General features: G+C 60.3%; 6 protein-coding genes and 1 pseudogene. 3 read left to right on the top strand and 4 right to left on the bottom strand.

Going from position 1 to position 7926, the window contains the following annotated elements; genetic code table 11:
- Window positions 1-377 precede the first annotated feature (377 nt).
- Entirely contained in the window at window positions 378-2081 is a 1704-nt protein-coding gene (locus ACEK02_RS17270; RefSeq protein ID WP_371422810.1) for a diguanylate cyclase domain-containing protein, read from the top strand.
- Window positions 2082-2166: 85 nt separating this feature from the next.
- Here ACEK02_RS17270 and ACEK02_RS17265 read toward each other — a convergent pair.
- A pseudogene (locus tag ACEK02_RS17265) lies at window positions 2167-2331 on the bottom strand (MFS transporter); the annotation flags it as partial.
- Window positions 2332-2451: 120 nt separating this feature from the next.
- On the opposite strand from ACEK02_RS17265, the gene ACEK02_RS17260 reads away from it, so the two are divergent.
- Window positions 2452-3261 carry an IS5 family transposase gene (locus ACEK02_RS17260; protein WP_371422809.1) on the top strand — a complete coding sequence of 270 codons (810 nt, stop codon included), beginning with the start codon at window positions 2452-2454 and terminating at the stop codon, window positions 3259-3261.
- 19 nt (window positions 3262-3280) lie between these two features.
- Window positions 3281-3550, top strand: a complete 270-nt coding sequence (locus tag ACEK02_RS17255; RefSeq protein WP_371422808.1) for a metal-sensing transcriptional repressor — start codon at window positions 3281-3283, stop codon at window positions 3548-3550.
- Window positions 3551-3729: 179 nt separating this feature from the next.
- Here the strand turns inward: ACEK02_RS17255 and ACEK02_RS17250 are convergent, their stop codons facing one another.
- The 3 genes from ACEK02_RS17250 to ACEK02_RS17240 form a co-directional block, all read right to left on the bottom strand.
- Complete coding sequence (locus tag ACEK02_RS17250; protein ID WP_371422807.1) at window positions 3730-5991, bottom strand: nitric-oxide reductase large subunit; 2262 nt, start codon at window positions 5989-5991, stop codon at window positions 3730-3732.
- A gap of 250 nt (window positions 5992-6241) precedes the next feature.
- A complete protein-coding gene (locus ACEK02_RS17245; RefSeq protein ID WP_371422806.1) occupies window positions 6242-7429 on the bottom strand; it encodes an acetate/propionate family kinase in 1188 nt (395 codons plus the stop codon).
- Complete coding sequence (locus ACEK02_RS17240) at window positions 7426-7869, bottom strand: phosphate acyltransferase (RefSeq protein WP_371422805.1); 444 nt, start codon at window positions 7867-7869, stop codon at window positions 7426-7428. The genes ACEK02_RS17245 and ACEK02_RS17240 overlap by 4 nt, the downstream gene beginning before the upstream one ends.
- Window positions 7870-7926 lie beyond the last annotated feature (57 nt).

The raw sequence follows: 7926 nt of genomic DNA, 5'->3' as shown, positions 1-7926 counted from the left end.
CCTTGAATCAAACCGTGATTCAGCGCGCAAGTCCGTTTATGAGTTCACGACCTAGCAGGACTGGCCCCTTTTTATTCCGGTGAGACCGGCCGATCCGTGGCCCCTTTTATTCCCGGTGTTCTCACGTGCGGCGTTCACAGGCCGGATTGCGCGGTAAGGTCGTCCTGACGACATAGGAGACTGCCGCCACCCCCTGGATGAGATGCAGACGATGGAATTGTCTCCTATTTATCAGAGATACGTCAACGATCTTGTAAAGGAGGTTGCTATAGAACAAACCACCAATCATCCTGTGTTTTCTGAAGGAGATCGGTTTAACAAAACAAAACGCCAATTTGCCGCCGGCGGACGTGGCGTTCTTCTTGACGGAGTATCAGATGTCCGCTCGCGCAGGCTGCGCACCACAAATGCTGCTAGAACTTTTGCAGATGCCAGCTTGCTTTGTCGACGATAAAGCCAACATCGTCGCGTTGAACGCTGCATGGCGCGATCTTGGTCTCGAGGGCGGCAAAAACGAAGTTTCGGCTCCATGGGCGAACAGCTTCTTCCCTGAAGAACGATATACAGCCTTGTCCTATTTTCGATCGGCCATATCGACAGGTAACCGGACAGAGCTGGAATGCCGGCTGCAGGGGAATGGCGGCGGGCCCCGCTGGCATTTGATAGACCTGCAGCCCGTGAGCGATCAGGCAGTTCAAGAAAATTGCTGGCTTTGCATTGCGACCGACATCGAGCGCCTCAAAGTTCGGGAGAAGAATCTCGAAAGGCGCGCATCGACCCGGACCGATATGCTCGATGTCAGCGTAGATTGCATCAAACTGATCGCGCTGGATGGCACGATCGTGCACATGAACAAAGCGGGCTGTCAGGCGCTTGGAATTTCCGAGGATACCGGCTTCGGCATGCCGTGGCTGGAGCTTCTGCCGGAAGACGTTCGTGCGGCCGGCAACCAGGCGCTTGTAACGGCACGGGCAGGCGAATTCGTGCGCTTCCCGGGCAAAAGCGTGTTGCCTGGGCGCAATCCTCAATATTGGGACAACATGCTGACCCCGGTTGTGGACCCTGGCGGTGCTGCTACGGCAATCCTTTGCGTATCGCGCGAGGTGACCGCTGAGCGCGAAGCCCTAGATGCACTCAGGCAAAGCCGCGACCGCCTGGAAATCGCCGTCCGTGTTGGAGGGCTTGGCATTTGGGATTATGATATCGAGCAGGATCGGCTCCAATGTGACGAAGCCTGGTATCGTATCATGGGCCGCGATCCCGATACCCCTCTTCGCTCCATCGATGAGTTTCGGCCACTCGTCCATCCAGATGACCGCGAACGGGCTACGGAGGTCATACAGGCTTCTGCGGAGCTGATCGCCACAGGTCGGGACTATGCGATCATGTTCAGGATTATACGCCCGGACGGCGATATTCGGTTTGTGCGATCTGCCGCCTGCCTGGTCCAGGGCATTTCAGGTAATCCCAGACGCGCTGTTGGATTCGTGGTCGATATCACCGATGCGTGGAGTGGAGAGATGGCTCTTCGTGATGCCAATCGGGCGCTTGAGGAAGAAAAGACGTCTCTCGCCCGACAGAGCCTTGAAGATCCCCTGACCGGAATCGCGAACCGACGCCACCTCGATAGCGAATTGACGCGCCTGTGTATTCTTGCCGGTCAGGCGAGCGAACCAATGTCCATTGGAATGATCGACGTGGACCGCTTCAAAGCCTATAACGACCGCTATGGTCATTTGGCGGGCGACACGGTTTTGCGGCAGATCGCAACTGCATTCCAATCCGTCGCCAGGCAATCCGATTTCGTCGCGCGCTATGGCGGCGAGGAGTTCGTGTTCATCCTGAGGGGCGTCACAGACCCTGCGCCCTTTCTTGAACGATACGCTTCGACCATTGCGAACCTTGGCATCACACATGCAGATTCGCCCACCGGCTATGTGACTGTCAGTTGCGGGTGTGCCGTGTTCGACACCTGCTTCAACCTTTCTCCATCGCGCCTGCTCGAGGTCAGCGACGCAATCCTGTACGAAGCAAAGATCGCGGGGCGTAACCGCTACATCATCCGCGTCGCTAGCGCTTAGGCAGCTTTGCGCTGGCTGTCACAATCATATTCTAGCTTTTGTTCACGATCAGCGCGACGACAACCACATGGATCAGCAACATGATGACGAATGCCTTGAGCCTGATACTGAGCACCGCTCCAGCTTCGCCGCCCACGATATCGTAGGCGAGCAATCCGAGTGCGACGGTCGCGAGTCCCGTCCCGATCAGTGCGAGGATCTGCGCCAGGAGCAGGTGACGATAGGTCCGGTTGGCGAGCACGCTCAGCATGGCTTTGGCATATCCCCCGGGGGGGATAGATCCTATCCTGAGATCTACTCGACATTATCAGGCGTGGAGCCCTAGAGGCTGTTATGGACTTGGGATTGGGGATGATTCATCTGTTTGTGGATGAGCCTTTGCCGCAAGCCGTATCCGTCAGATGTAAGCGATGAAGAATGGTCGCTGGTGGCGGCATACCTGCTGTTGCAGCGCGAGGATGCCGGGCAACGGGAGCACGCCCTGCGGGAGGTGTTCAACGGCCTGCGCTATATCGTAAAGACGGGAGCGCCGTGGCGGTGGATGCCCAATGATCTGCCGCCTTGGGCTGCGGTGTACCAGCAGACGCAGCGCTGGCTGGCGGCAGGCTGCTTCGAGGCACTGGTGGACGATTTGCGGGCGGTGTTGCGGATGGCCGCAGGCCGCAAGGCCGAGCCCAGTGCGGCGATCATCGACAGCCGGACGTTGCGCTCCACGCCCGAGAGCGGCGAGCGCGCCGGTTATGACGGTGGCAAACGCAAGAAGGGCTCGAAGATCCATCTGGCGGTCGATACGCTGGGCCACCTGCTCGCGCTCCATGTGACGCCTGCCAGCGCGGAGGATCGCGGTGAAGTGGAGCGGCTCGCGCGCACCGTGCAGGCTGTCACCGACGACCATGTCGAGATCGCCTGGGTCGACCAGGGCTATACCGGTGAGCGCGCCGCCAATGCCGCCGCCAAACATGGCATCGCCCTGGAAGTGGTCAAACTGCCCGAGGCCAAGCGCGGCTTTGTCCTCCTGCCCCGCCGCTGGGTGGTCGAGCGGTCATTCGCATGGGCAACCCGCTTCCGCCGCCTCGTCAAAGATTACGAGCGTTATGCCGAAACACTCGCCGGACTTCACGTCGTCGCCTTTGCCTGCCTCATGATGAAACAAGCCGCTACGCTCGCCGCAGGTTCATAACAGCCTCTAGATTGAGGTTATGGCTCATGCCACCCACACCACTTACCCGACCATCATCAAACGGTTGAACAGGGCCTCGGGTCATCTCCGCAGCATCGTCGGGATGATCGAGGAAGAGCGTGCCTGCGTCGACATTGCGCAGCAGCTTCAGGCCGTGGCGAAGGCCATCGCCAATGCGAAGCGCGCGCTGATCAACGACCACATCGACCATTGCCTAATCCACGCCGAAGAAGGGGCTGGCCCCCAACACGCGATCGAGGAGTTTCGGGCCATCTCCATATATTGGTAGCGGCATCATCTGCTCGCGCACAACAGTGCCGGTCGATCGGGACGCGCGCCGTTAGGGCTCCGAAATTCGGGCTTGATCTGGACGCAGCAGCGCTTCCAGAAATTGCGACCGGGCTGCTCATGCGGTCGATGGCACGAAGCTTGGGCTTTTCGTTGCATGCCGCCCGACTAGTCCACTCGTCAGATGGCGGGATCCTGCTTTGTCTCGGGGCTGGGCCTCAGCCACAGGAGGGCAACGAACCCTGCCAGCATCAACGCTCCGACCGCGAACACGACGTCGCCGGGGGTGCGTATCCAGACGAGGATATGAATGAGCGGCAGACCCATGAATTCCGCGGACCGGGCATAGGCATAACCGTGGTCGAGCGCCGCCTGTAGCTGAAGCACGCCCACGGGCAGCAGCGTCAGCAATGCCATGAGGCCAAGGCCGATATTGAGGCACCAGAAACTACCGCGCAACCAACCCTCGTTCCAGTGAATGTCGCCGCGTAGGCCGCGCAGGCAGAACAGCATCAAACCTATGCCAAGCATGCCATAGACACCGAACAGTGCGGTATGGCCATGCAGAGGCGTGAGATTGAGACCCTGGACATAATAGAGCGCGATTGGAGTGTTGATGAGGAAGCCGAACAGGCCTGCCCCGACCAGGTTCCAGAAGCTGACCGCAAGGAAGAACATGATCGGCCATTTGTAGCGCGCCATCCACGGGGTCGCACGGCTGTGATGCCAGGTCTCGATTGCTTCCATGCCGATCAGGGCCAGCGGCACCACTTCGAGTGCCGAGAAGCTGGCGCCCAATGCCACGCCTGCCATCGAAGTTCCCACGAAATAGAGGTGGTGAAACATGCCGATGACACCCCCTGCCAGAAAAACGATGGTGGCGAACAGGACGTTGATCGTCGCGGTTCGGCCGCGAACGAGGCCGAGCTTCACAAACAGGAAGCTGATCACGGCGACGGCGAAGACCTCGAAGAAGCCCTCTACCCAGAGGTGAACCACCCACCAGCGCCAATATTCGACTTCGGAAAGGTGGCTGCGCGCGCCGTACATGAGCCCGGCCCCGTAGAAGAGGCCGATAGCGATAGTCGAGAGGAACAGCAGGCCGACGATCGATGACATCTCGTCTTTACGTCGGATCGCGGGCCAGAGTGCGCGGCCGACCAGGGCCAGCCAGAGCAGCAGGCCGATAAACAAATAGACCTGCCAGAAGCGGCCGATATCGACATATTCCCAGCCTTGGTGTCCGAGCCAGAAATTAGCGGTGAGGTCCATCTTCTGCATCACCGCAGCCCATTGCCCGGCGAAGGCGCCGATGACGATGACGATGAGGCTGACAAACAGGAAATTGACGCCTGCGCGTTGGAGCGGGGGCTCATGACCCGAGATGGCCGGAGCGATATAAAGTCCGGTGCCAAGCCATGCGGTGGCAATCCACAGAACCCCGAGTTGGGTATGCCAGCTCCGGGTCAGGCTGTAGGGCAGCCATTCGGCGAGGTCCAATCCATAGAATCGCTGGCCTTCCACTTGGAAATGCGCGGTGACAGCGCCAAGGCCGATCTGGACTACGAGAAGCGCGATCGCGACCCAGAAGAATTTCGCGCTCGCCTTCATCGACGGGGTAAGGATCAATCCCTGTAAAGGATCATGCGCAGGCGGGGTCAGCGGCCGCTCCTTGCCGTGCCAGCCGGCATAATGCCAAGCCAGCAGGCCGATGCCGGCGATCATGAAAAGAATGCTGAACAGCGACCACATGAACGTGCCCGAGGTCGGCGTGTTGCCGACCAGAGGCTCGAACGGCCAGTTGTTGGTATAGCTGACCGTGTCACCGGGCCGGTCGGTGACGGTCGCCCAGGCCGTCCAGAAGAAGAAGGCCGACAAAACGGCCCGCCTCGCAGGGTCGGGTAGCGTGTTTTCCTTCATGGCGTAGGACACACGCAGGTCATGGGTCGCGGGATCGGCGGAGAAGAGGCTGTCATAATGGCGAGCGACCTTCGCAATCGCGGCGGCACGCGCATCGCTGATGGTCAACGTGCCGGTAGCGGAATCATAGCGGTTGGCTCGCAGGGTTGGCGTCACTTCGGCTTGAAGCGCCGCCTGGTCGGCAGTGGACAGCGCATCGAAACGCTGCGCGCCCTTTGTCGGTGCTGCCGCATCGAGTTGGGCGAGGGCTTCACGGTGAAGCCAGTCCGCGGACCAGTCAGGTGCGACGAGAGCGCCGTGGCCCCAGACGCTGCCGAGTTGTTGGCCACCTATGGATTGCCAGACCTGCTGGCCGGTCTCGATGTCGTCGCGGGTGAAGACAATGCGACCCGACGCCGTGACGATGCGTTCGGGGATCGGCGGCGCCGTCCGCATGAGATCGGAACCCAGCCAAAGCATCACGGCGAAACCAGCGACGATGATCGCGGCAAGGCCAATCCATAGTCTTTTGGTCGTGGACATGACTGTTTCCTTGTAATGTCAGAAAGCGACGTGACAGCCGCCCCCTGTGCCGACCAATGTGACGACGGAGAAAGCGGGAGGGACGCGATACGACTGTTGCATTTTCTCGCCATCGAGGGCTGGATCGCGCGGTGCCGTCATGTTTCGGCGTAGACCGAACTGTTCCTGCGGCGGGGTGGACGCGCTGACTGAGGGGATCATCGCCACCTCCACAGATGCCATGCTGCCGTTTCCGAGCTTGAGCACGGCGTCATGGGCACTGGTTCCCGACAAATTGGAGTGTGTGCGACGCTATCATCCGCTCCTCGTTGGCAGGGATGACCAGTATCTTGACCCGGCTGTCCGGGGCGCTGATAATTGCTTCATTGGCGGTGTTGGCGCGCTCGTCGATCGCGAGGCCTAGCCATTCCAGTCGCCGGCAGATCCGGCTGCGGACATTTGCATTGTTCTCGCCGATGCCTGCCGTGAAAACGAGGCCGTCGAGTCCACCGAGCGAGGAAACGAGACCGCCGGCTTCGCGCGCTGCGTACCATGTGAAAAGCGCGATCGCTTCCTTGGCTTCCGGTGCCGGGCTGTCCGATAGCGTGCGCATGTCGCCCGAAATGCCCGATACTCCCAGCAAGCCTGACTGCCGGTAGAGCAATTGCTCCACCTCGCTGGCGCTCATGCCCATTTGGTTCTGAAGGTGCAGGATAACGCCTGGGTCGATGCTCCCACTTCTTGTACCCATCATGAGGCCATCAAGCGCGGTGAAGCCCATGGTGGTATCGACGCTTCTCCCGCCCTGCATCGCACACAGGCTCGCGCCGTTGCCCAGATGCGCGGCAATCACCCGGCCGTGCGCAAGACTGGAATCGACCTCGCGAAGCTGACAAGCAATATGCTCGTAGGACAGGCCATGAAAACCGTAGCGGCGGATGCCCTGCTCATGCAGCGACCGAGGCAGAGCGAGCCGGGATGCCAGGTCGGGCTTGCCGTGATGAAAGGCCGTGTCGAAGCAGGCAACCTGCGGCAGATCGGGTTGAAGCAATCTGATCGCGCGAATTGCGGCGAGGTTGTGCGGTTGATGCAGCGGGGCCAGCGGACACAGCGTCTGCAGCTCCTCGAGCAGATTCTCGTCGACGAGGCGGGGTTCGGCAAATTTCGTGCCCCCATGAACGACGCGATGCCCGATCCCGAGTATTTCGCATCCGTCGAGATGTTCGGCGGACCATTGGAAGAGATTCTCGAGTAGCTCTGCATGAGTCATCGCTTCGCCATTTGGCCAATCGCGATCGAGAAGGATTTTCCCGTCGTTCGTGCTCGCGAGCAGATGCGGCGCGATGCCGATCGCATCGATCTTCCCGCCGGCCGAGAGGTGAGGCGTGCCGCCATCCAGCGCGTAGAGTGCGAACTTGATGCTGGACGAGCCTGAATTGAGTGAAACGATGGCCTTCATGTCCGGACGGTTTCGTTGGCGACCGCCCCAGCCGCAGCGCGCGCAAGGAGGACTGCGACCGCACAGGAAGCGAGGCGCGTGCGCAGGCTATCGGCGCGGCTGGTAAGAATGATTGGCGCGCGCGCGCCGAGCACGACACCTGCTGCGTCGGCACCGCCGAGAAAAGTCAATTGTTTGGCGAGCATATTACCCGCGTCGATGTCGGGAACGACAAGGATTTCCGCTCGTCCGGCAACGGGCGAGGCGATATTCTTTTCGCGCGCAGCCGCCTCGCTGATCGCATTGTCGAAGGCGAGGGGGCCATCGAGCAGTCCGCCGATAATCTGTCCGCGATCGGCCATCTTGCAAAGAGCCGCAGCATCGAGCGTCGACCGCATCGCAGAGTTGACGGTCTCGACTGCGGAAAGGATCGCAACCCTGGGTTCGGCGATTCCGATCACATGTGATCTGCCCCCACCGAGTGGACCGTGTTGATTGTTAGTGGATTATGCCCGCCG

It is taken from the genome of Tardiphaga sp. (assembly GCF_041424195.1).
Lineage (GTDB): Bacteria > Pseudomonadota > Alphaproteobacteria > Rhizobiales > Xanthobacteraceae > Tardiphaga.
Note: the sequence above shows the minus strand (reverse complement) of the source record. Positions and strands in the feature narration are given on the sequence as shown.